Consider the following 25,055-nt stretch of genomic DNA (forward strand, 5'->3'; position numbering starts at 1 on the left):
AGGATGTGGCCCCGTGACCTTCAAGGCTGAGTACATCTGGATCGACGGCACCGCGCCGACGGCCAAGCTCCGTTCCAAGACGAAGATCATCACGGGTACCCCGGCCGGTCTCGACGCGCTGCCGATCTGGGGCTTCGACGGCTCCTCCACCAACCAGGCCGAGGGCCACTCCTCGGACTGTGTGCTCAAGCCGGTCTTCACCTGCCCGGACCCGATCCGCGGCGGCGACGACATCCTGGTGCTGTGCGAGGTCCTCGACACGGACATGGCGCCGCACCCGTCCAACACCCGCGCCGCGCTGGCCGAGGTCGCCGGGAAGTTCGCCGCGCAGGAGCCGGTCTTCGGCATCGAGCAGGAGTACACCTTCTTCGACGGCGCGCGCCCGCTGGGCTTCCCCGAGGGCGGTTTCCCGGCCCCGCAGGGCGGCTACTACTGCGGTGTCGGCGCCGATGAGATCTTCGGCCGCGAGATCGTCGAGGCCCACCTGGAGAACTGCCTGAAGGCCGGTCTCGGCATCTCCGGCATCAACGCCGAGGTCATGCCGGGCCAGTGGGAGTTCCAGGTCGGCCCGCTCGCCCCGCTGGAGGTCTCCGACCAGCTCTGGGTGGCGCGCTGGCTGCTGTACCGCACCGCCGAGGACTTCGGCGTCTCCGCGACCCTGGACCCGAAGCCGGTCAAGGGCGACTGGAACGGCGCGGGCGCGCACACCAACTTCTCCACCAAGGCCATGCGCGAGGGCTACGACGCGATCATCACCGCGTGCGAGTCCCTCGGTGAGGGCTCCAAGCCGCTGGACCACGTCAAGAACTACGGCGCCGGCATCGACGACCGTCTGACGGGTCTGCACGAGACCGCCCCGTGGAACGAGTACTCCTACGGCGTCTCCAACCGCGGTGCCTCGGTCCGCATCCCGTGGCAGGTCAAGAAGGACGGCAAGGGCTACATCGAGGACCGCCGTCCGAACGCCAACGTCGACCCCTACGTGGTGACGCGCCTGCTGGTGGACACCTGCTGCGCCGCGCTGGAGAAGGTCGGCCAGGTCTGATCCGTCCCGCTTCCGACAGGGGCGCCCGCCGTCGTGGTGGGCGCTCCTGCTGCGTATCGGCGGACCCGGACGTACGCGAGGAGGCCATGGACGGCCTGGTCCCGGTGCCGTGCCACCAGGGCGGCAGCTACGACTCCTCCGCCCGGGCCGTCCCGCCGCCGAACGCGCGGCCGGACGGCCCTTGTCCGGATACCGAGACGACATTTCACGCAGGGCTCCTGTCCGGCGCCCGCGTCTGCTTCAATGGGCCCATGGCCAGCTTCCAGAAGTACACCGCGACGGGTCGCCATGACCTCGAGCCCTTCTGGCCTTCCCGTCAGCACCACGACTTCGACCGGGTGTGTTGCCGCGCGATGCACGCGCGGGCCCTTTGAAGCCGTAATCCCCGGCCTTCGGCCAGCGCGAAACGACGTACGTCCCCCGGCGCGCCCGACCACACATCGCGGCCGTCGCTCCCACCGACGAACCTCTCGCGCGAAAGAGCTGACCTCTCATGGCGACCACTCGTTCCCTCTCCCCCGCCTCCACCCTCACCGCCCCCGCCCGGCACCGGCTGCGCGCCGTCGACCGGGACGAGGTGGTCGACGTCGCGGACTTCCTGCCGCCGGGCGCCACCTGGCTGCCCGCGCCGCAGCACGCCCTGCCGGCCCTGCCCGGACAGCCGCCGATGGTCGGCTACCTGGTGCTGGTCCCGGCCGACCAGCACCCGCCGTTCCTGCCGGTCGCGGTGCCGGACCAGCTGGAGACCACGGCCGAGCCGTCCGGCGATGCCCTCGTCCGCATTGACGCGGTGCAGCGCACCGCAAGCGTCGACGGACGTGAACTCGACCTGACCTACCTCGAGTTCGAGTTGCTCGCCCACCTCGTGGCGCACCCGAACCGGGTCCACACCCGCGACCAGCTGGTCACCACGGTGTGGGGCTACGGCCACGTCGGGGACGGCCGCACCGTCGACGTGCACATCGCCCGGCTGCGCCGCAAACTGGGTGCCGAGCACCGCCAGTCGATCCAGACGGTGCGCCGGGTCGGCTACAAGTACATCCCGCCGACCGGCCGCTGACCGGCAGCCGGAAGACCGGCTCTGCCCTCGGCAGAGCCCCGTACCGCCCGGCGCCCGGAGCGGGCACGATCACCGGTATGAGACTTCTGGTGCTGGGCGGTACGGAGTTCGTGGGGCGGGCGGTCGCCCAGGCGGCGCTGGGGCGCGGCTGGGAGGTCACCGTCTTCCACCGGGGGCGGCACCAACCACCGCCCGGGGTACGGTCGTTGCACGGCGACCGCACCGCCCCGGACGGCCTGGCCGCCCTCGCCGCCGACGCCGGCTCCTGGGACGCCGTGATCGACACCTGGTCGGCCGAGCCGCGTGCCGTGCTCGCGGCGGCACGGCTGCTGCGGGGCCGTGCCGAGCGGTACGTGTACGTCTCCAGCCGGTCCGTGTACGCCTGGCCCTGGCCCAGCCTGGGCGGGACCGCCGGGTCCGGGGCGCCGGTCGAGGGCGCCGCAGCCGACGCGGGGCCGACCGACTACGCGCGCGACAAGCGGGGCGGTGAACTGGCCGCCGTCGAGGCCTTCGGCGAGCGGGACTCGCTGCTGGTGCGGGCGGGGCTGATCCTCGGGCCGTACGAGAACGTGGGCCGGCTGCCCTGGTGGCTGACCCGGATCGCCCGCGGCGGCCCGGTGCTGGCCCCCGGGCCGCGCGAGCTGCCGGTGCAGTTCATCGACGCCCGCGATCTGGCCGAATGGCTCCTCGGGGCGGTGGAACAGTCGCTGAGCGGGCCGTACGACCTGATCGGCCCGCCGGGGCACAGCACCATGGGCGAGCTGCTCGACCTCTGTGTCCGGGTCACCGGCGCGGACGCCGAGCTGCGCTGGACCGACCCGGAGGCGATCCTGGCCGCCGGGATCGAACCGTGGACCGACCTGCCGGTGTGGGTGCCGCCGGGCACCGAGCTGTACGACTGCGTCCACCGCACGGACGTGTCACGGGCGTTGGCGACCGGCCTGGTGTGCCGGCCGGCCGCGGAGACCGTGGCGGACACCTGGCGCTGGCTGACGGAGCTCGGCGGGGTGGCGCCGACGCGGCCGGACCGGACGGCCCCGGGCGTCGATCCGGAGGTGGAGGCGAAGGTGCTGGCCGGCGGCGGGGGTGTACCTGACACCACCCCCGAAGAGGCGACTTCGGACGACTGACGCGCACACGGCCGTCGGCAAGACTGACGGCATGATGACCGACACCAGCAGTGACGACTTCCGCACCCGGGCCCGGAGCACGGTGCTGGCCGCCGTACGGGGGCTGACGCTGGCCGTGGCCGTGCTGCCCTGCGGGGTGGCGTTCCTCGTCCTGACCCTCGTCTCCGTCGCGCTCGTCCCCGTCGGTGTCGGGCTCGTGACGACCCCGGCCGTCCTGACCGGCGTACAGGCCCTCGCGGACGCCCGCAGGAAGCTCGCGGCGGAGTGGTGCGGGGTGCGGATCCCGGTGGTGTACCGGCCGCTGCCCAGCAGCGCCAACCCCTGGACGCGCACCTTCGCCCTGCTCCGGGACCCCCAGGTCCGCCGGGACGTGCTGTGGCTGCCGGTGGACATGACCGCGGGCTTCGTCACCGCGCTGCTCCCGGCCCTGCTGCTGTTCTACCCGTTCGAGGGCTTCGCGGTGGCGGGCGGGCTGTGGCGCGTGACGGGCGGCCCGTACTGGTACCTCTTCGTGCCGGTCGACGGCCCGCTGACCGCGCTGGCCGCCGCCGTCCTGGCGGCCCTGCTCCTGGTGCTCGCGTTCCGCTACACCCCTCGTCTCATGCGCCTTCATTTTCGCCTCACCCGGGCCGTCCTCAGCCCGGGCGACAGCGAACTCGCCGAACGTGTCCGGGTGCTGACCGAGACCCGGCGGGAGGCCGTGGACACCTCAGCCGCCGAACTGCGGCGCATCGAGCGCGACCTCCACGACGGCGCGCAGGCCCGGCTGGTCGCCATGGGCATGGACCTCGGCACCATCGAGATGCTGGTGGAACGGGACCCCGCCCAGGCGAAGCGGCTGCTGGCCCAGGCCCGCCGGAACTCCGCCGAGGCCCTGGAGGAGCTGCGTGACCTGGTGCGCGGCATCCACCCGCCGGTCCTCGCCGAGCGCGGACTCGGCGACGCCGTAAGGGCGCTGGCGCTGCGGCTGCCGCTGCCCACCGAGGTGACCGTGGAACTGCCCGGCCGGGCGGACGCACCGGTGGAGTCGGCGGCCTACTTCGCGGTCAGCGAGGTGCTCACCAACGCCGCCAAGCACTCCGGCGCCGACCGGGTCTGGGTCGACGTGCACCATGCCGACGGGCTCCTGCGGATCACGGTCACCGACAACGGCAAGGGCGGCGCGGCGGTCGGCGCCGGATCGGGTCTGGCCGGGGTCGAGCGCCGGCTCGGTACATTCGACGGCGTCCTGGCCGTCAGCAGCCCCGCCGGCGGCCCCACCCTGGTGACCATGGAGATCCCGTGCGCGTTGTCCTAGCCGAAGACCTCTTCCTGCTGCGCGACGGGCTGGTGCGGATGCTGGAGGCCTTCGGCTTCGAGATCGCGGCCGCCGTCGAGTCCGGCCCCGAACTCTCCCGCGCCCTGGCCGAGTTGGAGCCGGACGTGGCCGTGGTCGACGTACGGCTGCCGCCCACGCACACCGACGAGGGCCTGCAGTGCGCGCTCGCGGCCCGGGGAGCCCGGCCCGGGCTGCCGGTGCTGGTCCTCTCCCAGCACGTGGAGCAGCTGTACGCGCGCGAGCTGCTCGCCGACGGCAACGGCGGGATCGGCTATCTGCTGAAGGACCGGGTGTTCGACGCCGAGCAGTTCGTCGACGCCGTACGACGCGTCGCGGCGGGCGGTACGGCGATGGACCCGCAGGTGATCCAGCAGCTGCTGTCCCGCCAGGCCGGCGACGACCGGCCGCTCGCGGGCCTGACCCCGCGCGAGCTGGAGGTGCTGGAGCTCATGGCGCAGGGCCGGTCGAACGCGGCCATCGCGGCCCAGCTGGTGGTGACCGAACGGGCCGTCGCCAAGCACACCTCCAACATCTTCGCCAAGCTGGGCCTGGAGGTGTCGGACGACGACAACCGGCGCGTGCTGGCGGTCCTGGCCTATCTGGACCGGGACCGCTGACCAGCCAACTCACCTGTTTCTGCGAGGAATTTGTGAGACCGGTGAACACCTCTGGGGCGGCGTGCGTATGGAAGGGCGCCGCTTCACTCCTGTCGGGCGCCTCGATGCTGCCCCGCAAGGAAGTCAGAGGAGTTCCATGGGACGCAACACACGAAAACGCCGTACGCCGCTGGCCGCCAAGGCCATAGCCGCATCGGCGGCCCTAGCGCTCGGTGGGGGCGGGCTGATCTGGGCGAACTTCTACGCCTCTGCCCACGAGTCGAACAACCAGACGTGGGGAGGCAACCAGACGAAGGCCGCCACGGCGCAGGTCGCGACGATCTCCTGTCCGGACGTCCAGCAGAAGCTGACCAACGTGCCCTGGCGGGCCCGCCAGGGCGTGGCGACGGAGCTGGCCAACCTCGACAAGCAGATCACCGAGGCCTACACCCGGCTCGCCTCCACGCGCGACGCGCAGGCCAAGGATCCGAGCTTCGTGCAGAACGCGATCGTCGGTCCGCTCAAGGACAAGCGGGCGGCGACGATCAACCGGATCCGGATCGACATCCAGCGCGTCGGCGGCAGCTTCGACAACGCCCTGTCGCAGCTCGCCGCCTGTACGACGCAGAACGCCAACCAGACCACCGCCGGGGGGAACAGCGGTGGCCAGCAGCAGAACAACGGCGGCCAGCAGCAAGGCGGTCAGCAGCAGGGCGGCCAGCAGCAGGGCGGCCAGCAGAAGAACAACGGCGGCCAGGGCGGTGACGGACCCTCCGCGGCGGACTTCGTGGACATCACCAAGGTCGCACCGAACGTCCAGAGCAAGCCGAACCAGACCCCCAACGCCTCGACGGGCACGTTCATCACCCGCTGCGGTGTGAACGCGAACCAGAACCACAACAGCGACAACGTGATCGTCGCGCCCGGCGTGACCAACGGCGCCCACCACGTGCACGACTACGTGGGCAACCAGAAGGTCAACGCCTTCTCCAGCAACCAGACGTTCCTGCAGGGCGGCACCAGCTGCCAGAACCGCAACGACCTGTCGGCGTACTACTGGCCGGTCATCCGCGAGCAGGACGGCACCCAGGAGAAGGACGCGAACGCGGACGGCGGTGGCAAGGACCTCAACGTCGGCAAGATCCTGGTCGCCCAGCAGGCCCAGATCAAGTACGTGGGCAGCCCGGCGAGCAAGGTCGTCGCGATGCCGCAGTTCCTGCGGATCATCACCGGTGACGCCAAGGCGTTCGTCAACGGACCGGCCAACGCCAACGCCCACTGGAGCTGCACCGGCTTCGAGAACAAGGTGCAGCTGACCACGCAGTACCCGATCTGCCCGCAGGGCAGCAACGTGGTGCGCTCGTTCGCCTTCCAGAGCTGCTGGGACGGCCAGAACATCGACAGCGCCAACCACCGCACGCACGTGGCCTTCGCCGATCCCGCGAGCGGGGTCTGCCCGAACGGCTTCAAGGCGATCCCGCAGCTGACGATGCGCCTGGTCTACAACGTGCCGCAGCCCGTCATCCAGGCGGACGGCACGGTGAAGAACGCCTACGCGGTCGACGGCTTCCCGGAGGAGCTGCACAAGCCGATCACCGATCACGACGACTTCATCAGCGTCACGACCGGTGGCCTGGCGAACCGGATCGCCAACTGCATCAACAGCGGCCGGAAATGCGCATGACCGCCTGACACGGGCCACACAGCGAGGCCGGTGACGGACCCCCCTCCCGTCACCGGCCTTTCCCGTGTCCGCGCCCGCTTCGCTACGGCGATACGGCGATACGGCCTTCGATACGGCGACAGGGCCGTCTCAGCCGCCGTGCCCGGAGTGGCCGGAATGGCCGGCATGGTTCGTGCCCATCTCCACGTCCCCGCCGAGGGTGCCGCGCAGCGCCTTGACGACCCCGTCGTCGCCGACGGCGACCCACTTGCGGCCGACGAGGAAGTAGCCGCCGTAGTCCTTCGCGTCGTTGATCCACTCGCGCTGGCCGCGGTCGGTGGCGAACGTGGCGAAGACGAACCTGCCGTCGGGGTTCCTGCAGATGGCCTGACGGACCTCGTCGGAGTCGATCTGCATGTTCGGTGTGCACTTCACCTGGGCGGCCAGGCTCTCCAGGCTGCCGGTCGCGGTGGGCGGGACCGCCTTGGTGTCCCCGCCCGTGCCGCAGCCCGCCAGCGCCAGTACGGCCGCGGCGGCCGGCAGCAGTCGTGTCACCCTCATCTGTTCCTCCGGTCCTGTGGGCCGAGCGTGCCTCAGCTCCTTCGGATACGGCTCCGGGCCGCCGTGCGCTCAAATCCCGGAATCACCCATCCGGTGGTGACCAACCCACGGCTCGCTCGTTCTCCATGACGTGCAGTCACAGGATGTAGCCCAGCGTCACGCGCCCGCCTCCGAGAACAACGGTCCGGTCGATGTCGAGCAGGCCGAGGCCGCGCTCGTCGAGCACTATCCACGGCTGGTCCGCATCGCCTACCTGGTGCTGCCGCCGGATCTCGGCCGCAGCCGCCGGGTGCTGACCGCACACGCGCTCGTCCAGCGCGCCCTGCCCAGAGGCCGGGAGCAGCGGTCCGTGATCCCGGCCCCGGCCTCCGGGCGCGAGGGCGACCCCGGGTACGCCTTCCTGCGCGAGCGTGTCCTGGCCGCGGCGCTGGAGGCGGCCCGGCCCCGCAAGGGCCTGCCCCGGCTCGCCCAGCTGCCGCCGCTGCTGCCCCAGGTGTGGGGCCTGAGGCTGTTCCCGCGCTCGGGCGGCGCCGACGAACTCGCCCTGGACCAGCGCCTGTCCACGCTGTCCGGCCCGGCCCGCGCCGCGTACGTGCTGCGCGGCCTGGAGAAGCTGCCCGACGCCGAGATCCGGGAGCTGCTCACCGCCGCCGGGGTGGACGACGCGGGCGGGGCGCTGGCCTCGGCGAACGGCGTGCCCACCCAGCCCGCGCTGCTCTCCTCCCCCGAGTTCGACCCCTGTCTGCTGCAGGCCCGGCCCACCGATCTGATGCGCCGCCGCCAGCACACCAAGGCCGCCCTCGCCGCCGCCGCGGCGCTCACGGTGTGCGGGGCGCTGATCGGCCTGCCCTCGGGCGGCTGGGGCCCGGACGGCGCCGCCGCGCCCGTCTACGCCCAGAACCCGGCCGCCGAGGCCGCCCTCGACCCCGCCCGGCTGATCCAGGTCTCCCCCGTCGACTGGAAGACCGCCGCCCGCTCCGACTTCTCGGTGTGGCCCGCGCGCGGCCCGCTCACCGGCGACACGGCCCTGCTGCACCGCGCCCTCGCGGTGTGGGCCCGCCCCGGCGCGACGGTCCGGGTCTCGGCAACCCCCGGCACCCAGACCGGCGGCCCGGCCGGCCCGCCCCAGCTGCTGTACGCGGGCCGGGTCGCGAACGCCCACGTGGTGATCTTCTACGACGGTCTGCGCATCGCCCGCTACGCCGAGCCGGCCGACGGCACCCAGGGCGCGGCCCTCGACCTCGCCCGGGTCGACGGAGCGACCGGCGCCGAGGCGAGCGCGCTGCTGCTGGGCCGCTCCGACGGCAACGCCCAGTACCTGATCGCGCCCTGGGTGAAGAAGGTGGCCTCCCGGGACCTGATGAAGCCGGACGCGGACGCGACCCCGCTGACCGTCACTCATGGCGTCACCGCGCCGCTGGCCAGCCCCGCGCTGCAGCCCGGCAAGTGCGCCTCCTGGACCGTGCTCCAGCTGACCTCCGCCTCCGGCACCGCGCTCGCCACCGACCTGGGCGAGCTGGTACCGGCCCACCTGACCGCGGGCGGGCCCGGCTCGGCCGGCGAGGCGTCCGGGGCGGCCGGGCTGCGGGCCTGGGCGCCGTTCGCCTGCGCGCTGGACGCGGAGCGCTCCGGCGGGGTGCGCAGTGTCAACGCCTGGTCGTTCGCCGACCAGCCGCTGCCCGACGGCAGTGGGGCGGCCTCATGGGTGTGCACCAGGGCCGAGACCTGGCGCGGCGACGGTACGGGCTCGCTGGCCCTGTTCGGTCTGCCGGGCCATCCGGTCGGCGCGGTGGTCGCCAGGGGCACGGACGCGCGGTCCTGCGGTCCACGCGATCCCCATGTGCTCGCCGGGGTGCTGTGGAAGTCCGCGGCCGGCCACTGGTATCTGCTGGCGGCGGGTGACAAGGACACGGCGTCGATCCGGGCGGGCGGCGCGGTCACCGTGGCCGGGCAGGGGCAGTTCCTGGTGGCCCGGGCCAAGAAGGGCGCCCAGGCCTCGCTGAAGGGCACGCTGACGGACGGCACCGAGGTGAGCGGGTTGCGGTAGGGCGGTTGCGGCGGCTCCTCATCGAACATCGGCGGCCTTTATTGACACCGGCGTAAACAAGCACTGCCCGAGGGGTTCTCAGCGAGCCTACCGATCAGTACATTGACGCCATGTCTAACACGCAGGCCCGGGTGCCGCTCAAGGCACGCAAGGTGTCCTTCTCCTGGGACGGCACACCGCTGCACTGGGTGCCGGAGGATCCGTTCACCACGCACACCATCAACGTGCTGCACCTGCTGCTGCCCGCCGGTGAGCGGTGGTTCGTGCACGTGTACAAGCAGGTGCTGCCGTACATCCGCGACGAGCGGCTCCGTGAGGACGTCATCGGGTTCATCGGGCAGGAGGCCATGCACTCCCAGGCCCACGACGAGGTGCTGCCGCACCTGCGCGAGCAGGGCCTCGACCCGACGCCGTACACCGCACAGGTCGACTGGTTCTTCGAGAAGCTGCTCGGCGACCGCACGCTGCCGCCGGGCCGGGCGCGCCGGTGGTGGCTGATGGAGCGGGTCGCGCTCATCGCGGCCATCGAGCACTACACCGCGTTCCTCGGCAACTGGGTGCTCAACGCGGAGGAACTGGACCGGCGCGGCGCCGACCCGACCATGCTGGACCTGCTGCGCTGGCACGGCGCCGAGGAGGTCGAGCACCGCTCCGTCGCCTTCGAGCTGTTCCTGCACGTCGACGGCAGTTACCGGCGGCGCGTCCGCACCTGGGCCACGGCCTTCTCGGCGCTGGTGTTCCTGTGGCAGCGCGGGACGCGGTTCTTCATGGAGAACGACCCGACCCTCATCGACGGCAAGGCCTCCTTCAAGGACTTCCACGTCCGCGGCAGGCAGGGCCTGCTGCCGGGGACCGGGGACATGCTCAGGTCCATCCTCCGCTACCTGAGCCGCGGCTACCACCCCTCGCAGGAGGGCGACACCGAGCAGGCCGTCGCCTATCTGGCCGCCTCCCCGGCGGCCACGGCGGCGGAGAAGAGGGCCGCCTGATGCCGAAGCCACGTACCGTCGTGCTCGTCGCGGGCGCCGCCCTGCTGGCCCGGGGAGCCCTGCGCCGCCGGATCCGGGTCTCGCCGCTGTGGCCGATGCCCGCGCTGGAGAAGCCCACCTCGGGCCGGCCGCGCTCACGGGCGCTGCGGCTGCTGGTGACCTCTCGCGAGACGGTGGCCGAAGGGGTCGTGCAACTCCGCCTCGAGGGGCCGGACTTGCCGCGCTGGGAGCCCGGAGCCCATCTCGACCTCGTCCTGCCGTCGGGGCTGGTCCGGCAGTACTCGTTGTGCGGGGACCCCGAGGACACCTCCTCGTACACGGTCGCGACCCGGCTGGTCGAGGACGGGCGGGGCGGCTCGCGCGAGGTGCACGAGCAGGTGACGGAGGGCATGGAACTTCAGGTGCGCGGGCCGCGGAACCGTTTTCCGCTGGTCGAGGCGGAGTCGTACGTCTTCGTCGCCGGCGGGATCGGGATCACCCCGTTGCTGCCGATGCTGCGGGCACTGCCGGAGCACGCCGACTGGCGGCTGCTGTACGCGGGGCGCGACCGGGCCTCGATGCCGTTCCTGGAGGAGGTCGGGAAGCTGGGCCGAGACCGGGTGACGGTCGTGGAGGGACGGCCGGACCTCGACGCGCTGGAGGTGGGCGAGGGGGCCGCCGTCTACTGCTGCGGTCCCGAGGGACTCATGGCGGCCGTCGCGGCACGCTTCCCGGACGTCCGTCTCGAACGGTTCGCGCCTCTGGCGTCGTCCGACGGCAACACCGGCTTCCAGGTCGAACTGCGCCGCAGCGGGCGGACGTTGACCGTTCCCGCCGACTCCACCGTTCTGGCCGCCGTACGCCGGGAACTGCCGGACACCGCCTACTCCTGCGAGCAGGGCTTCTGCGGGACCTGCCAACAGCGGGTGCTGGAAGGGGAGATCGACCACCGGGACGAGCTGCTGACGGACGAGGAACGCGCCGACTCGATGCTGATCTGCGTCTCGCGCGCCCGAAGTGATCGTTTGGTGCTCGACATGTGATCACCTGCGGTCGAACCCGATCGGTAAGGTGTTCGCATGAGTACCGGGGTTCGCCGCAGGATGGGCGTCGAGGAGCGGCGGCAGCAGCTGATCGGCGTCGCCCTCGACCTGTTCAGCCGCCGCTCGCCCGACGAGGTCTCCATCGACGAGATAGCGTCGGCCGCGGGCATCTCACGCCCGCTGGTGTATCACTACTTCCCCGGCAAACTCAGCCTGTACGAGGCCGCGTTGAAGCGCGCCGCGGAGGACCTCGCCGGCCGCTTCGCCGAGCCGCACGAGGGCCCGCTCGGCGCCCGGCTGCTGCGGGTGATGGGCCGCTTCTTCGACTTCGTGGACGAGCACGGACCCGGTTTCTCCGCGCTGATGCGCGGCGGCCCGGCCGTCTCCGCGGACGGAGTCAGCTCAAAGGACCACGTCTCGGCCACCAACGCGCTCATCGACTCGGTACGCCAGGCCGCCTACGAGCACATGCTCGCGCACCTCGGCGTCACCGAGGCACCCGCGCGCCTCGAACTGGTCGTCCGCTCCTGGATCTCCCTCGCCGAGTCCACGGCCCTGCTCTGGCTGGACGGCCGGCGCATCCCGCGAGCCGAGCTGGAGCTGCAGCTGGTGCACGACTTCGCCGCGCTGGCGGCGGTGAGTGCGGCTTACGACGAGGACATGACGACCCTGCTGAAGAAGATGGTCAAGGACGAGCCGGCCGACGGGCCCTTCGCGGAGCTCGTCGGCCGGCTGATCTCCCTGGCTCCCTAGCGGTCGAACTTCCGGTACGACGGGTCGAGGTCGAGGACCTCTGCGGAGGCGTGCAGGGCGATGCCTGTGTCCGCCAGGTGCTTCCGGAGCAGCTCCAGGGCCGTCTCCGTCAGCCTCGCCTTCGTCTCGTCGCTGCGGCCGGCGAGGAGCCCGATCGTCACGTGCACGATGGCGTGCCCGCGCGCCCCGGGGTCCTCGTAGCCGTACACCGTGTACGCGCTCGGCCGGAACTGCGTCTTGCAGGCCTCCGGCTTCGCCGCCGCGATCTCCACGGTCGCCTCGTGCAGCGCCCGGGCGAAGCCCTCGCGGTCGAAGGCGTTCTCCACGATGTCCGAGTAGTCGATGGTGATCTGCGGCATGCGCACTCCTGTTCTACGGCGTCGGTCCGACCCTACTTCCCCGCCCGCGTGAACACCGCCACCGTCCGCGCCGGGACGGTGAACGTGCCCGAGCCGGCCGCGTACGCGGAGGTCTTCACCACCGGGTCGGCGCCGGAGGCCTGCACCGGGTGCAGCCGGTACGGCGTGCCGGCGAGGGCGTCGATCCTCTGCTCCTGCCGCTGCGGTGTGGCGTTGAAGACGACGACCAGGTCACCGAGCTTCATCGTGATCACACCCGGCGTCTCGTCCTTGCCGGACAGCGGGAAGGACAGCTCGTCCTGCACCTGCGCGGCCGTACCGAGCGAGAACGCCTTCTCGGACGTCCGGATCCTCAGCAGCTCCTGGTAGGCCGCGGAGGCGCCGGTGATCTGCGGGCAGCCGACCCGCACGCCGGTCAGCAGCGGCCTGGCGTAGTCCCACTTGGACTGGTTGTCGGCCGCCATGGGCAGCCCGCGCCCGAAGCCGTTGCCGTCGGCGCAGTTCCAGTGGATGGCGTTGAACCAGTCCCCGCTGTCGAAGGAGTTGCGGTCCAGGGACTTGGAGCGCAGCAGGTCGGTGCCCGCCTGGGACAGGGACGGCCCCTGCGAGAGGGCGGCCGTGGCCATGGCCAGGACCTGCATCCGGGCCCGGTCGGCCGCGGAGGTGTCCTTCGGGAGCTTGTAGGTCAGGGCGTCGAACAACGACTCGTTGTCGTGCGCGTCCACATAGGCGAGGGCGTCGCCGGGTGCGTCCGCGTAGCCGGCGGGCGAGCCGTTGTAGTCGACCTCCGCTCCGGTGACCTCCTTGCCGTTCGTGTCCGTGAAGTGGTACTTCGCCAGGTTTCCGGACAGGCCGACCTTGATCAGATCCTGGTAGTGCAGGAGGCGCGCCTTCTGCTCCGCCGTCGAACCGTTGGCGGTGGAGGAGTTGGGGTCGGTGTACAGCCCGGAGGCGAAGCCCTGGATGCCGGGGTCGGAGTCGAAGGGGCTGCCGCCGCGTACGGCGTCACGGGCGCGGTCGGAGAAGGTGGCGATGCCGGTGCCGGCCATGTTCGCCTGGGTGGCCTGCACGAACCGGGCGTCGTTCGCGACCTCGCCGAAGTTCCAGCCCTCGCCGTACAGGATGATCTTCTTGCCGTCGACGCCGTCCTTCTGCGGGGTCAGCGCGTCCAGGGCCTTCCTGACCGCGAGGATGTTGGCCTTCGGGTGGTGGCCCATGAGGTCGAAGCGGAACCCGTCGACCTTGTACTCCCTGGCCCAGGTGACGATCGAGTCCACGACCAGCTTGCCCATCATCGCGTTCTCGGGCGCGGTGTTGGCGCAGCAGGTGCTGTTGGCCACCGAGCCGTCGGCGAGCAGCCGCTGGTAGTAGCCGGGCACGATCTTGTCCAGCACGCTGGTGTCCGCCTGGCCGGCGGCCGCCGTGTGGTTGTAGACGACGTCCATGACGACCCCGAGGCCGTCCCCGTTCAGCGCCTGCACCATCCTGCGGAACTGGACCGTACGGGCACTGCCGTCCGGGTCGGTGGCGTACGAGCCCTCGGGGACCGTGTAGTGGTACGGGTCGTAGCCCCAGTTGTAGGCGTCCTTCGCGGCGGTCTTCGCCACGCACGCCTGCTGCTGGTCGGAGTCGGCCGCGTAGGAGGCCAGGTCGCAGCCGGGACTCGCCTGGTCGGCCTTCTTCTCCGGGACGGTGGCGAAGTCGAAGGCGGGCAGCAGGTGGACGTAGGAGGTCCCGGACTTCGCCAGCTGCTTCAGGTGCCTGGAGCCGTCGCTGTTCTTGTCGGTGAAGGCCAGGTAGGTGCCCTGGTCCTTCGCCGGGACGGTCTTGTCGGCGATCGAGAAGTCCCGGATGTGGAGCTCCTGGATCTGCGCGTCCTTCAGCGGTACGGCCTTGGGCTTGCGCAGGGCCGACCAGCCGCTCGGGGCGAGGGCCTTGTCGTTCAGGTCGACGACGAGGCTGCGCTCGGAGTTCGCGGTCAGGGCGACCGAGTAGGGGTCGGTGACCTGGTTGGTGACCATCTTGCGGACGCTGGGCGCCCAGACCCTGACGACGTACCGGTAGGACCTGCCCTTCCAGGACGCCGGGCCGGTGAGGGACCAGACGCCGGTGGTGTCGTCGCGGTGCATGGCCTTGACCGAGCCGTCCAGCTCCAGCGAGACGTCCTGCGCGGTCGGCGCCCAGACGGAGAGTGTGGGCTTGCCGTCGTGGAAGACCGGCCCGAGCTGCGCCTTGGTCGCGGCCGGGTACAGGTCGTCCAGCACGCCCGCGATCTGCACCCCGGTCGCGGCGAGGACGGCACCGTTGGCGGCGCGCTGCGAGGCGACGAGCTGGCCCTTGAGGGCTTCGCGGACCCGGTCCCGGTCGCGCGGGTCGACGGACCAGGCGGTGTAGTCCTTCAGGTGCGGGAACCTCGCCTTCTGGGCGTCGGTCAGCGTGGTCTTCTCCAGCCGGATCCAGCGCTCGTCGTCGCTGGTCAGCGCCCCGTCCTTGACGGCGATCGAGCCGTCCAGGGAGTACAGCAGCTGGGTGGAGGCCGCGCCGTCCGCGCCGTTCCAGGCGACGGTGTCCCGGTCGATCCAGATCGCCTTGGAGGTGCTCAGGTCGAGGGCGGCCGCGCTGCCCGCCGGCTGCGGCAGCAGGTACTTCTCCTGGCCGTTCAACAGCCACACCTCGTAGCCGTCGGCCTTGAGATCGAGGGACTGGTCGGCGGGCAGGTCCTTCTCGTCGCCCTTGTGGATGATGTAGCTGAGGCTGGTGGCACCCGCGGTGAGCGGCACCTCGAAGACCGCGCCATAGGCATCAGTCTTCACCGGCTTCAGCGGGTTCGACCAGTCGGTGGGGTTCGCGGCACCCGTCCAGACGTGCAGGCCCCAGCCGTCGTAGTTCCCGTCGGCACGGTGGTAGTGGATGACCGCCTTGGTCTTGTCCTGGGCCGGGTAGTCGGGCTTCTGCGTCAGTACGTCCGGCTTCCCCTGCTCGACCCAGACCTCACCCGTCCTGGTGACGTCGATGCTCCGGTCGGCGGAGACGTCCTTGTCGCCGTTCTTGTCGATGACCAGGAAGCCGACGTTGGAGGCGCCGGGCTTGAGCTTGACCCAGGCGAAGGCGCCGTAGGCGTCCCGGCCGGTGAACGGGTGGCTGGCCGGCCAGGTCGTGGCCTCGCCGTCGGCGATGTCGCCCCAGGCGTACAGGCCCCAGTTGCCGTAGTCGCCGTCGGTGCGCCTGTAGTGGACGATCACGTAGTCGCGGGAGGAGGCCGTGGGGACCTCGGGCGCGGGCGGGGTGCCGGAGGTGCTGCTCGCCGTGGCGCTCGCGGTGTGCCCGGCGGAGTCGATCACGACGGCCTTGTAGCGCAGCGCGGTCCCGGCGGGGACGTCCTTGCCGAGGGTCTGGGTGACCTTGTACGGGGCGTGGTCGGCGGAGCCGAGCACCTGCCACCGGCCGTTTCCGACCTGGGCGGCGAAGACGACCCGGTCGAGCTGACCGCCGTCGACGCCGGCGGTGACGTCCACGGTGCCGGTGGCTCCGGTGGCCGGGGCCGTCAGGGTGACGGTCGGCCGGGCGGCGGGCCGGTCGAGGGTGCCGGCGGCCTTGTAGACGACGGCGGACTCGGCCGGGACGGTGACGGTGACCTTGCGGTCGCCGTCGGACGTCACGGAGCCGGTGGCGCCGTAGATGCCCTGGTACGACATTCCCGCCGAGCCGGTCGCGAAGGTCGCCGTCTGCGCCGAGCCGGCGTTGTTGAGGGCGACGACGTACTCCTGGCCGGTCTTCGCGTCCGTACGGGTGAAGGCGTAGACGCCCGCGCCGTCGGCCGCGTAGCGCTGGGTCTGGACTCCGTCGGTCAGGGCCGGGTTGGCCCTGCGGAGCCCGGACAGCGCGGCGATCTGCCGGTACAGCGGTGCGCTCGGGTCGTAGGAGTCGCTGGCGTGGGTGCGGTCGGTGCCGATCTCGTCGTCGTCCAGGTAGTCGGCGACCTTGGAGGCGAACATGGTCTGGCGGGCGTCCTTGTCACCGCCGGAGCCGGTGAAGCCCTGCTCGTCGCCGTAGTAGACGACCGGGTTGCCGCGGCTGAGGAACATCAGCTCGTTGGCGAGCTCGTCCTTCTTCAGGATCTCGGCGTCGGTGGCCTTCGGGTTGTCCTGCTTCAGGAAGTACCCGATGCGGCCCATGTCGTGGTTGCCGAGGAAGGTGACCTGTTCGTAGGCGTTGGCCTTGTCGGTCGTGTACTTGTAGTCGTCGCCGAAGACGCCCGCCAGCTTCTGCGCACTCGCGCCCTGGGAGGCGTAGGAGCGGGCCGCGTCCTGGAACGGGAAGTCGAGGGTGGCGTCGAGGCGGCCCTGGGTGACGTACGGGGACGTGATGTTCGTGTCGGCGGAGTAGACCTCGCCGAACATGAAGAAGTTCTTCCGCCCGTGCGCCGCCGCGTACGTGTCGAGCGCGGTCGCCCACTGGGTCCAGAACGGCATGTCGACGTGCTTGACGGTGTCGATCCGGAAGCCGTCGACGGCGAAGTCCTTCACCCACCGCTCGTAGATCTTCTCCATGCCGTGGACGACCTCGGGACGCTCGGTCCACAGGTCGTCCAGCCCGGAGAAGTCGCCGTAGGTGGTGGACTCGCCGGCGTACGTCGAGTCGCCCCGGTTGTGGTACATCGTCGGGTCGTTGAGCCAGGCCGGGACCTTGGACCGGCTGGTGACCTTCGGGGTGTACGGGAAGGAGCCGCTGGAGACGGCCGGGAACTTCCTGGTGCCACCCGCGTAGTCGGCGTCGTCGAAGGGCCTGCCGTCCCTGGTCAGGTAGGGGAAGGCGCCCTTGGAGAGGTAGTCGTAGGACTTCTCCTGGTAGTCCACGACGTCGGCGGTGTGGTTGGTGATGACGTCGAAGAAGACCTTCATGCCCTTGGCGTGCGCCTTGGAGATGAGGGTCCTGAGGTCGTTGTTGGTGCCGAAGTGCGGGTCGACCTGGGTGAAGTCGGTGATCCAGTAGCCGTGGTAGCCGGCGGAGGCGTTGCTGCCCGTGCCCTGCACGGGACGGTTCTTGAAGATGGGGGCCATCCAGATGGCGGTGGTGCCGAGCCCCTTGATGTAGTCCAGCTTCCGGGTCAGGCCCTTGAGGTCGCCGCCCTGGTAGAAGCCCTTGTCGGTGGGGTCGTAGCCGGTGCTGAGCCGGGAGCCGGTCAGTCCGCCCCTGTCGTTGGACGTGTCCCCGTTGGCGAAACGGTCCGGCATGACGAAGTAGAACTGCTCGCGGGTGTCGTCGTGCCGGGCGGGTACGGCGGCGAGCTTCGCGTCCGAGGGAGGCACGGGCGGGGTGGCCGCCCGCGCGGCCAGTGGCTGGATCAGGGCGGCGGCGAGGGCCACGGCGGTGACGGCCGCGGCCCGTTTCGCTCTCGGTATCACAGGCGGTAACTCCTAGCGGATGCGGCTCTTTTGGATCCCTTGGGTCCGACCCCGCGCGACCGTATCGCCGCCGAAAGGTTTACAGCAAGAGTCTTGAAACTCATAGCAAGAAGTTTCAGCGTCAACCTTGACGTGCCCTTCTCAACTCCCTCACGCTCACGGGTTGTTGAACGCTGTCCCTTCTTTCGGAGCCGCACATGAACAGACACCGACCCCCGGGTGTCCTCCGCCGGACCGCGACCGCCGCGGCCGCGGGCGCCCTCGCACTGGCCGGAGTCATCGCCCTTCCCGCGACGTCCGCACAGGCGGACACCACCGCCAAGGGCGATGTCATCGCCAACCTGTGGGAGTGGAACTGGGACTCCATCGCCTCCGAGTGCACGAACGTGCTGGGCCCGGCCGGCTACGGCGCGGTCCAGGTGGCACCGCCGGAGGAGTCCCTCAAGCAGTCGTCGTACTACTGGTGGGACGCCTACCAGCCGTACTCGTACAGCCTGAACAGCCGCTTCGGCAGCCAGGCGAAGTTCAGCACCATGATCACCGCGTGCCACAAGGCGGGCGTGAAGGTCTACACCGACGCGGTCATCAACCACACCGCCGCGCAGACCGGCATCGGCTACGACGGCACGACGATCACCGACAAGTACTCCACCCCCGACTGGAGCCGGACCGACTACCACGACTCCAGCGAGTGCCCGACCCCGGACCTGACCATCCAGGACTACTCGAACCTGACCCAGGTCCAGAACTGCGAACTGCTCGGCCTGCCCGACCTGAAGACCGGCTCGGACACCGTCCGCGCGGGCATCGCGAACTACCTCAACTCCCAGCTGGCGCTCGGGGTGGACGGCTTCCGCGTGGACTCCGCCAAGCACATTCCCGAGACCGACATCGCGGCGATCGAGTCCAAGCTGACGAACACCACGTCGGGCTCGGCCCCGTACGTCTTCCAGGAGGTCTACCCGGGTACGACCCCGCAGCCCGCCGACTACTACGCCTCCGGTGACGTCCTGGACTTCACCTACGCGAGCAGGCTGAAGTCGGCCTTCCAGGGCAACGTCAGCGACCTGTCCTCGATCGAGTCCAGCGGCATCCTGCCGGCCGCGAACTCGGTGTCCTTCGTGACGAACCACGACACCGAGCGCAACGGCCTCCACCTGTCCTACAAGGACGGCGACACCTACAAGCTCGCCAACCTCTTCCAGCTCGCCTACAAGTGGTCCACGCCCACGGTGTACGCCAGCTGGGAGTGGACCCAGAGCGACCAGGCCCCGCCGAACTCCTCGGGCTTCGTCACGGACACGGACTGCGCCGGCGGCGCCTGGTACTGCCTGGACCGCGACACCGCGGTGGTCGGCATGGTGGCCTGGCACAACGCGACCGCCACGGCGGCGGTCTCCGACTGGCAGACGATGTCGTCCGACGTGATCGGCTTCGGCCGCAGCGGCAAGGGCTTCTTCGCCCTGAACAACGGGACGTCCGCGGCGACGTACACCTTCGCCACGGGCATGGCCGACGGCACGTACAAGAACGTGATCGACGGCGGCGCGTCGACGGTGACCGTGTCGGGCGGCAGCGCGTCGCTCACCATCCCGGCGAAGGGCGCGGTCGCCTTCTACAACTCCTCCTACACCTGCACGGTGGGCTGCGGCGACGCGGGCGGCGGCTCCGGCGACACGGTCAGCGCGACCTTCGACGAGTACGCGTCCACGACGTCCGGCACCAACGTGTACGTCGTCGGATCCATCGCGGCGCTGGGCGGCTGGGACACCTCGAAGGCGATCCGGCTGTCCTCCTCCGGCTACCCGGTGTGGTCGGGCGAGGTGAGCGTGCCGGTCAACACGTCCTTCACCTACAAGTACGTGAAGAAGGACTCTTCGGGCAATGTGACGTGGGAGTCGAACGCCAACAGGCCGGCGTCCACGACCACGTCGGCCCTGTCCCTCGACAACTCCTGGAACGTGGCGGACGCCGACGCCACCGACGTCACCTTCAACGAGCACGCGACGACCGACTGGGGCACCAACGTCTACGTCGTGGGCTCGATCCCGTCCCTCGGCTCCTGGAACACGAGCGACGCCATCCCCCTGTCCTCCGCCTCCTACCCGAACTGGAGCAGGCTGGTCATCGTCCCCAAGAGCACGACCTTCGCGTACAAATTCCTGAAGAAGGACAGCTCTGGAAACGTGACATGGGAGTCGGGGAGCAACCGCTCGTACACGACGGGCAGCTCGTCAGGCTACACGACCAGTGACACCTGGAAGTAGCCGTAACAGCCCACGACGAACGGGCTGTCACCGAGTCGTCCTTGGCGACAGCCCGTTCTCTTTTCCGAGACCCGAAACCGTGACCGATCGCCATGAGCGTCGTTGATCCGGTCGTATGAAAGCCGACACGGGACGCAAGTACCGCCTGTACCCCACCCCTGGGCAGGAGGAGGTCCTGACCAAGTGGGGTCACACGGCACGAGCCTTGTGGAACTTGGCGTTGGAGCAACGCCAGCACGTCTACAAGCAGCGAGGCGTGACACTGCGTGCCGTGGAGCAATGCCTGCATCTCACGGCAGCGAGAGCCGAAATCGACTGGCTCGCGGAGCTTCCCGCAGCCGCTGGTCAGCAGGTGCTACATCACCTGGACAGGGCGTACGACAACTTCTTCAACCCCTCTCATCCGGCCAGCTATCCCCAGTTCAAGAAGCGTGGCCATCGACTGAAGGTGTCCCTCCCGGGACAAAACCTCAAAGTGCGCAAACTCAGCCGCCACTGGGCGGAGGTACGACTACCCAAGATCGGCTGGGTACGATTCCGTCTCTCCCGAGCGCTGGGTGGGACTCTTCGCAACGCGACGATCAGCAAGGACGGCACTGGCTGGCACATCTCTTTCGGCGTGGCGACGGGGATCAAGCCGATGCCTCGGCTCGACAAGCCGGGGTGTGGCGTGGACTTCGGCGTTGCAGCCTCTGCCTTTGTGTCCACGGAAGACCGGCCCAGGCGAATGCCGCAGACACTCACCAAAGCGGAGAAGACCCGGCTCAAGCATCTGGAACAGAAGAAAGCCCGGCAGCTCACCTACGCGAAGAAGCACCAAGGAGGCCGGTACAGCAAGCGACTGCGCCGGACCATCGAGCAAATCGCCAAGGTCAAGTCCCGCCAAGCCAGCCGAAGAAGAGACTTCACGCACAAGCTCACGACCGATCTCGCCAAGAACCACGGCTACGTCGGCGTCGAAGACTTGCGCGTGAAGAACATGACCAAGAGCGCCAAAGGAAACGCTGAGCGTCCCGGCGTGAGCGTCAAGGCCAAGGCGGCACTGAATCGATCGATCCTGGACAACTGTCCGGGAGAGCGGCGTCGACAGCTTGAGTACAAGTGTAAGCTATCCGGCTCGGAACTTCGAGTGGTTCCTGCCTTTAACAGCTCCAACACCTGCGGGAATCCCGACTGCGGAAAGGTCGATCCGGAGTCACGGCCGGGATGTGGCCGGCTGTTCGTCTGCGTGCACTGTGGGCACGAGGACGACGCCGACCACAACGCCGCCGTCGAGATTCACGCCCGAGCCCGCCGGACGGGTGGCTCGGTTATCAACAGCACGCGCAGGCGCCCATCGGTGCCGAGTCCCGGGCAGTCCTGGAGGCGGCACCGGGAATCGCGGCCAGTGAACGGCAGCGAGAATCGTCAATGCAACGTCCAGAACAACCCAACCCAGCCTAACTAACAGCTCGACTTTCCTGAGTAGATTGCCAGCGCAGTATTGGCACCCAGGGTGGCGGTGAACTGGCCACTGGAGTTCACCGCCACCTGCGTACTGCTCTGGACATCGCAGTAAGTGCCGGCCGCAAGCGAGGTCTGGTACGTACGAGTCAGGGCGGACGACTCGTGGTTGATCGCCACATAGCCCTTGCTTCCCCGGCCGAACGCGATCGCGTTGTTGCCGTCGTCCCACCAGTCGGAGACGGCCTGACCGCGGGTCGCGTTGCGGAAGGCGACCATGCGGATGATCTCCGGCCAGGCGTGCTGGCACTTCCAGCCGTCCTGCCAGCAGGCGTTCACCTGGCCACCGTTGGGCGGTCCCGCGTCCACGTCGGACCACTCGTAGCCGGAGTTGATGTCGGGGGCGCCGTACGGCCAGGCGAGCATGAAGACGTTCGCCAGGGTGTAGTCGGCGCCGTCCTTGTAGTTCAGCGTCGAGCCGTTGCGCTCGGTGTCGTGGTTGTCGACGAAGACGCCGGCCACCGAGCTGCCGAGGTAGCCCCAGCCCTCGCCGAAGTTGGTGAGGTAGGCCAGTTTCTCGTTCTTGAAGACGCGCTTGAGGTCGTAGGCGTAGCGGAACTCCTGGACGTCTCCGTTGCCGGTGTACTCGGAGGGCTGGACGGCCTCGTTCGCGCCGTAGATGACCTCCTGCTTCCAGTACACGGACGGGTTGGTCAGGCGGCTCTTGATGTTCGCCAGGTCCTCCGCCGGGATGTGCTTGGCCGCGTCGATGCGGAAGCCGTCGGCGCCCAGGGAGAGCAGGTCGTTCATGTAGCCGGCGATGGTCCTGCGGACGTACTCCTCGCCGGTGTCGAGGTCGGCCAGGCCGACGAGTTCGCAGTGCTGGACGTTCCAGCGGTCCTGGTAGTTGGTGACCTGGGCGGTGCAGTCGTCGAAGTCGGGGTACGAGTACAGGCCGGGGTAGTCGTACTTGCTGTACGTCGAGCCGCCGGTGCCGGTGCCGCTGCCCGCCGACATGTGGTTGACGACGGTGTCGACGACGACCTTCAGGCCGGCCGCGTGACAGGTGTCGATCATGCTCTTGAAGGCGGTCCGGTCACCGAGCCGGCCCGCGATCCTGTACGACACCGGCTGGTACGAGGTCCACCACTGCGGGCCCTGTATGTGCTCGGCGGGCGGGGAGACCTGGACATAGCCGTAGCCGGCGGGGCCGAGGGTGGTGGTGCACTCGCGGGCCACCGAGGCGTAGTTCCACTCGAAGAGGACGGCGGTGACGTCCTTGGTGCCGGGCGGGGAGGCGTCGGCGGTGGTCGGGTTCATGCCAACCAGAGCGGCGGCCGTGAGGGCGGCCACCGTGGGGAGGGTTCTGCGTGCCATGTGGGGGTCCTTCGTCCTTGAAGGCTGGGGAAAGACCGCTGAAGGTGCTTGCTGCAATGTTTCAGCAAACTTGCGGTGACGCAGATGTTAAAGGCCCGCTGCCTGAAAGGCAGCGGGCCGTTGTGAAGTTGATGCAAGAACTTGTCGACGGACCGCCGGACGGCCTGTCAGGCGGCGTGTCAGGAGGTCGTGAACCACACCGTCGTGTCGGCCGGCACCTTGGTCTCGTCGTCGGCCTCGGTCACCTCACCGCTGGCGAGCAGCACACGGCCGTACGCCGGGGTCGCCACCGACTCCCCCGTGGTGTTCGCGACGCAGACGAACTCCCCGCGCCGGAAGGCCAGAACGCCCTCGGGCGCCCGCAGCCACTCCACCGCCTCGCCCGCGCCGAGGTCCGGCTGCGAACGGCGCAGGCTCAGTGCGGCGCGGTACAGCTCCAGCGTCGAGCCGGGGACACCCGTCTGGGCCTCCACGCTCAGCTCGCCCCAGCTCGCCGGCTGCGGGAGCCAGCTGCCGCCGCTGCCGAAGCCGTACGAGGAGCCCTCGCGGGTCCACGGGATCGGGACGCGGCAACCGTCGCGGAAGCCGTCCTGGCCGGCGCCACGGAAGTACGCCGGGTCCTGGCGCACCTCGTCGGGCAGGTCGACGACGTCCGGGAGGCCCAGTTCCTCGCCCTGGTAGATGTACGCCGAGCCGGGCAGCGCCAGCATGAGGAGGGTCGCGGCGCGGGCGCGGCGCAGGCCCAGTTCGCGGTCGCCCGCCGTGCGGATCTGGGTGCCGAGGCCGGGCGGGTTGGCGAAGCGGGTGGCGTGCCGGGTGACGTCGTGGTTGGACAGCACCCAGGTGGCGGGGGCGCCGACCGGGCGCATGGCCTCCAGGGTGCGGTCGATGACGGTGCGGAGTTCCTTCGCGTCCCACTCGGTGCTCAGGTACTGGAAGTTGAAGGCCTGGTGCAGCTCGTCCGGGCGGACGTAGTGCGCGGTGCGCTCGACGGTCGGGGTCCATGCCTCGGCGACGAAGATGCGCTCGCCCGCGTACTCGTCGAGGATCGTGCGCCACTGGCGGTAGATCGCGTGGACGCCGTCCTGGTCGAAGAACGGCATGACATCGTTGCCCAGCAGCTTGAGCTGGTCGTGGGAGCCGAGGTCGGGCAGGCCCTCGGCCTTGACCAGGCCGTGGGCCACGTCGATGCGGAAGCCGTCCACGCCCATGTCCAGCCAGAAGCGCAGGATGGAGCGGAACTCGTCGCCGACGGCCGGGTGTTCCCAGTTGAAGTCGGGCTGCTCGGGCGCGAAGAGGTGCAGGTACCACTCTCCCCCAGTCTTCGACCGGGAGGTGCCCCCAGCCGAACCATCGGGTTCCGTGACGCGGGTCCAGGCCGGGCCGCCGAAGATCGACTCCCAGTCGTTGGGCGGGAGTTCGCCGTTCTTCCCCTTGCCGGGGCGGAAGTGGTAGCGCTCGCGCAGGGGGGAGCCGGGGCCCTCGGCGAGGGCGCGCTTGAACCACTCGTGCTGGTCGGAGGAGTGGTTGGGCACGAGGTCGACGATGATCCTCAGTCCCAGCTCGTGGGCGTCGCGGATCAGCGCGTCGGCGTCGAGCAGGTTGCCGAACATCGGGTCGACGGCGCGGTAGTCGGCGACGTCGTAGCCCGCGTCGGCCTGCGGGGAGGCGTAGAAGGGGCTCAGCCACACGGCGTCGACGCCGAGGTCGCGCAGGTACGGCAGGCGGGAGCGTACGCCTTCCAGGTCGCCCATGCCGTCGCCGTTGCTGTCGGCGAAGCTGCGCGGATAGACCTGGTAGATGACCGCGTCCCGCCACCAGTCGCGGCGGCGGTCGGCTACGGCGGCGGAGTGGTGGGCCGGTGCGGCGGGCTGCTGCTGGCTCATGGCGTCCTTGATTGCTAAGGGAGTTCGGGTCATGGGCGCGTGGGTGGTACGGCGGCGGAGGCGGGCCGGGGGGTGCGAGGCGGCCGCGGTGACAGCGGGGTCGGATGGGCACCACGGCCGCCTACCCGCGCGGA

At 70.0% G+C, this 25,055-nt stretch carries 18 protein-coding genes; 13 read left to right on the plus strand and 5 right to left on the minus strand.

The window, feature by feature from the left end; all coding sequences use genetic code 11:
• Positions 1 to 13: 13 nt before the first annotated feature.
• From glnII to ACWDEN_RS17900, 7 genes are all read left to right on the plus strand, one after another.
• A complete protein-coding gene (gene glnII / locus ACWDEN_RS17870) occupies positions 14 to 1,045 on the plus strand; it encodes a glutamine synthetase (RefSeq protein WP_450859609.1) in 1,032 nt (343 codons plus the stop codon).
• A gap of 86 nt (positions 1,046 to 1,131) precedes the next feature.
• Positions 1,132 to 1,419: a hypothetical protein gene (locus tag ACWDEN_RS17875; RefSeq protein WP_450859610.1), complete on the plus strand. Its 288-nt coding sequence runs from the start codon at positions 1,132 to 1,134 to the stop codon at positions 1,417 to 1,419.
• A 119-nt stretch (positions 1,420 to 1,538) separates the two neighbouring features.
• Positions 1,539 to 2,105, plus strand: a complete 567-nt coding sequence (locus tag ACWDEN_RS17880; RefSeq protein WP_450859611.1) for a winged helix-turn-helix domain-containing protein — start codon at positions 1,539 to 1,541, stop codon at positions 2,103 to 2,105.
• A 77-nt stretch (positions 2,106 to 2,182) separates the two neighbouring features.
• On the plus strand, positions 2,183 to 3,235 hold the full coding sequence (locus tag ACWDEN_RS17885) for an NAD-dependent epimerase/dehydratase family protein (protein ID WP_450859612.1): 1,053 nt from the start codon (positions 2,183 to 2,185) through the stop codon (positions 3,233 to 3,235).
• A 31-nt stretch (positions 3,236 to 3,266) separates the two neighbouring features.
• Positions 3,267 to 4,532, plus strand: coding sequence for a sensor histidine kinase (locus ACWDEN_RS17890; RefSeq protein WP_450859613.1), 1,266 nt, complete (start codon positions 3,267 to 3,269; stop codon positions 4,530 to 4,532).
• The gene (locus tag ACWDEN_RS17895; RefSeq protein WP_351616536.1) at positions 4,517 to 5,170 is read left to right on the plus strand and encodes a response regulator transcription factor; all 654 of its coding nucleotides are present in this window, start codon (positions 4,517 to 4,519) and stop codon (positions 5,168 to 5,170) included. The genes ACWDEN_RS17890 and ACWDEN_RS17895 overlap by 16 nt, the downstream gene beginning before the upstream one ends.
• Before the next feature lie 136 nt (positions 5,171 to 5,306).
• Complete coding sequence (locus ACWDEN_RS17900) at positions 5,307 to 6,833, plus strand: DUF1996 domain-containing protein (protein WP_450859614.1); 1,527 nt, start codon at positions 5,307 to 5,309, stop codon at positions 6,831 to 6,833.
• Between the two features lie 129 nt (positions 6,834 to 6,962).
• On the opposite strand, the gene ACWDEN_RS17905 is transcribed toward ACWDEN_RS17900, so the two are convergent.
• Positions 6,963 to 7,373 (minus strand): hypothetical protein, encoded by a 411-nt coding sequence (locus tag ACWDEN_RS17905; RefSeq protein ID WP_450859615.1) that lies wholly within the window; start codon positions 7,371 to 7,373, stop codon positions 6,963 to 6,965.
• 130 nt (positions 7,374 to 7,503) lie between these two features.
• On the opposite strand from ACWDEN_RS17905, the gene ACWDEN_RS17910 reads away from it, so the two are divergent.
• From ACWDEN_RS17910 to ACWDEN_RS17925, 4 genes are all read left to right on the plus strand, one after another.
• On the plus strand, positions 7,504 to 9,420 hold the full coding sequence (locus tag ACWDEN_RS17910; protein WP_450859616.1) for a hypothetical protein: 1,917 nt from the start codon (positions 7,504 to 7,506) through the stop codon (positions 9,418 to 9,420).
• A gap of 110 nt (positions 9,421 to 9,530) precedes the next feature.
• Positions 9,531 to 10,409, plus strand: coding sequence for a metal-dependent hydrolase (locus ACWDEN_RS17915; RefSeq protein ID WP_450859617.1), 879 nt, complete (start codon positions 9,531 to 9,533; stop codon positions 10,407 to 10,409).
• The gene (locus ACWDEN_RS17920) at positions 10,409 to 11,431 is read left to right on the plus strand and encodes a PDR/VanB family oxidoreductase (protein WP_450859618.1); all 1,023 of its coding nucleotides are present in this window, start codon (positions 10,409 to 10,411) and stop codon (positions 11,429 to 11,431) included. The genes ACWDEN_RS17915 and ACWDEN_RS17920 overlap by 1 nt, the downstream gene beginning before the upstream one ends.
• 36 nt (positions 11,432 to 11,467) lie before the next feature.
• The gene (locus ACWDEN_RS17925) at positions 11,468 to 12,184 is read left to right on the plus strand and encodes a TetR/AcrR family transcriptional regulator (RefSeq protein ID WP_351616554.1); all 717 of its coding nucleotides are present in this window, start codon (positions 11,468 to 11,470) and stop codon (positions 12,182 to 12,184) included.
• Here ACWDEN_RS17925 and ACWDEN_RS17930 read toward each other — a convergent pair.
• The gene (locus ACWDEN_RS17930) at positions 12,181 to 12,543 is read right to left on the minus strand and encodes a 5-carboxymethyl-2-hydroxymuconate Delta-isomerase (protein WP_351616557.1); all 363 of its coding nucleotides are present in this window, start codon (positions 12,541 to 12,543) and stop codon (positions 12,181 to 12,183) included. The two genes, ACWDEN_RS17925 and ACWDEN_RS17930, sit on opposite strands and share 4 nt — an antisense overlap.
• A 32-nt stretch (positions 12,544 to 12,575) precedes the next feature.
• A complete protein-coding gene (gene pulA, locus ACWDEN_RS17935; RefSeq protein ID WP_450859619.1) occupies positions 12,576 to 17,948 on the minus strand; it encodes a pullulanase-type alpha-1,6-glucosidase in 5,373 nt (1,790 codons plus the stop codon).
• Between the two features lie 197 nt (positions 17,949 to 18,145).
• Between pulA and ACWDEN_RS17940 the strand changes: the two genes are divergently transcribed.
• Both ACWDEN_RS17940 and ACWDEN_RS17945 read left to right on the plus strand, forming a co-directional pair.
• The gene (locus tag ACWDEN_RS17940) at positions 18,146 to 20,215 is read left to right on the plus strand and encodes a carbohydrate-binding module family 20 domain-containing protein (RefSeq protein ID WP_450859620.1); all 2,070 of its coding nucleotides are present in this window, start codon (positions 18,146 to 18,148) and stop codon (positions 20,213 to 20,215) included.
• Positions 20,216 to 20,330: 115 nt separating this feature from the next.
• Entirely contained in the window at positions 20,331 to 21,662 is a 1,332-nt protein-coding gene (locus ACWDEN_RS17945) for an RNA-guided endonuclease InsQ/TnpB family protein (RefSeq protein WP_450859621.1), read from the plus strand.
• On the opposite strand, the gene ACWDEN_RS17950 is transcribed toward ACWDEN_RS17945, so the two are convergent.
• Positions 21,659 to 23,035: an alpha-amylase gene (locus tag ACWDEN_RS17950; RefSeq protein ID WP_450859622.1), complete on the minus strand. Its 1,377-nt coding sequence runs from the start codon at positions 23,033 to 23,035 to the stop codon at positions 21,659 to 21,661. The two genes, ACWDEN_RS17945 and ACWDEN_RS17950, sit on opposite strands and share 4 nt — an antisense overlap.
• A 179-nt stretch (positions 23,036 to 23,214) precedes the next feature.
• Complete coding sequence (locus ACWDEN_RS17955; RefSeq protein WP_351616572.1) at positions 23,215 to 24,921, minus strand: glycoside hydrolase family 13 protein; 1,707 nt, start codon at positions 24,919 to 24,921, stop codon at positions 23,215 to 23,217.
• Between the last annotated feature and the right edge of the window lie 134 nt (positions 24,922 to 25,055).

Source organism: Streptomyces sp. NPDC001153 (genome assembly GCF_053598315.1).

Coding starts and splice junctions, on each gene's coding strand:
- ACWDEN_RS17875 (WP_450859610.1), top strand. CDS start 1,132: ATGGACGGCCTGGTCCCGGTGCCGTGCCACCAGGGCGGCAGCTACGAC.
- ACWDEN_RS17880 (WP_450859611.1), top strand. CDS start 1,539: ATGGCGACCACTCGTTCCCTCTCCCCCGCCTCCACCCTCACCGCCCCC.
- ACWDEN_RS17885 (WP_450859612.1), top strand. CDS start 2,183: ATGAGACTTCTGGTGCTGGGCGGTACGGAGTTCGTGGGGCGGGCGGTC.
- ACWDEN_RS17890 (WP_450859613.1), top strand. CDS start 3,267: ATGATGACCGACACCAGCAGTGACGACTTCCGCACCCGGGCCCGGAGC.
- ACWDEN_RS17900 (WP_450859614.1), top strand. CDS start 5,307: ATGGGACGCAACACACGAAAACGCCGTACGCCGCTGGCCGCCAAGGCC.
- ACWDEN_RS17905 (WP_450859615.1), bottom strand. CDS start 7,373: ATGAGGGTGACACGACTGCTGCCGGCCGCCGCGGCCGTACTGGCGCTG.
- ACWDEN_RS17915 (WP_450859617.1), top strand. CDS start 9,531: ATGTCTAACACGCAGGCCCGGGTGCCGCTCAAGGCACGCAAGGTGTCC.
- ACWDEN_RS17920 (WP_450859618.1), top strand. CDS start 10,409: ATGCCGAAGCCACGTACCGTCGTGCTCGTCGCGGGCGCCGCCCTGCTG.
- ACWDEN_RS17925 (WP_351616554.1), top strand. CDS start 11,468: ATGAGTACCGGGGTTCGCCGCAGGATGGGCGTCGAGGAGCGGCGGCAG.
- ACWDEN_RS17930 (WP_351616557.1), bottom strand. CDS start 12,543: ATGCCGCAGATCACCATCGACTACTCGGACATCGTGGAGAACGCCTTC.
- ACWDEN_RS17940 (WP_450859620.1), top strand. CDS start 18,146: ATGAACAGACACCGACCCCCGGGTGTCCTCCGCCGGACCGCGACCGCC.
- ACWDEN_RS17945 (WP_450859621.1), top strand. CDS start 20,331: ATGAAAGCCGACACGGGACGCAAGTACCGCCTGTACCCCACCCCTGGG.
- ACWDEN_RS17950 (WP_450859622.1), bottom strand. CDS start 23,035: ATGGCACGCAGAACCCTCCCCACGGTGGCCGCCCTCACGGCCGCCGCT.
- ACWDEN_RS17955 (WP_351616572.1), bottom strand. CDS start 24,921: ATGAGCCAGCAGCAGCCCGCCGCACCGGCCCACCACTCCGCCGCCGTA.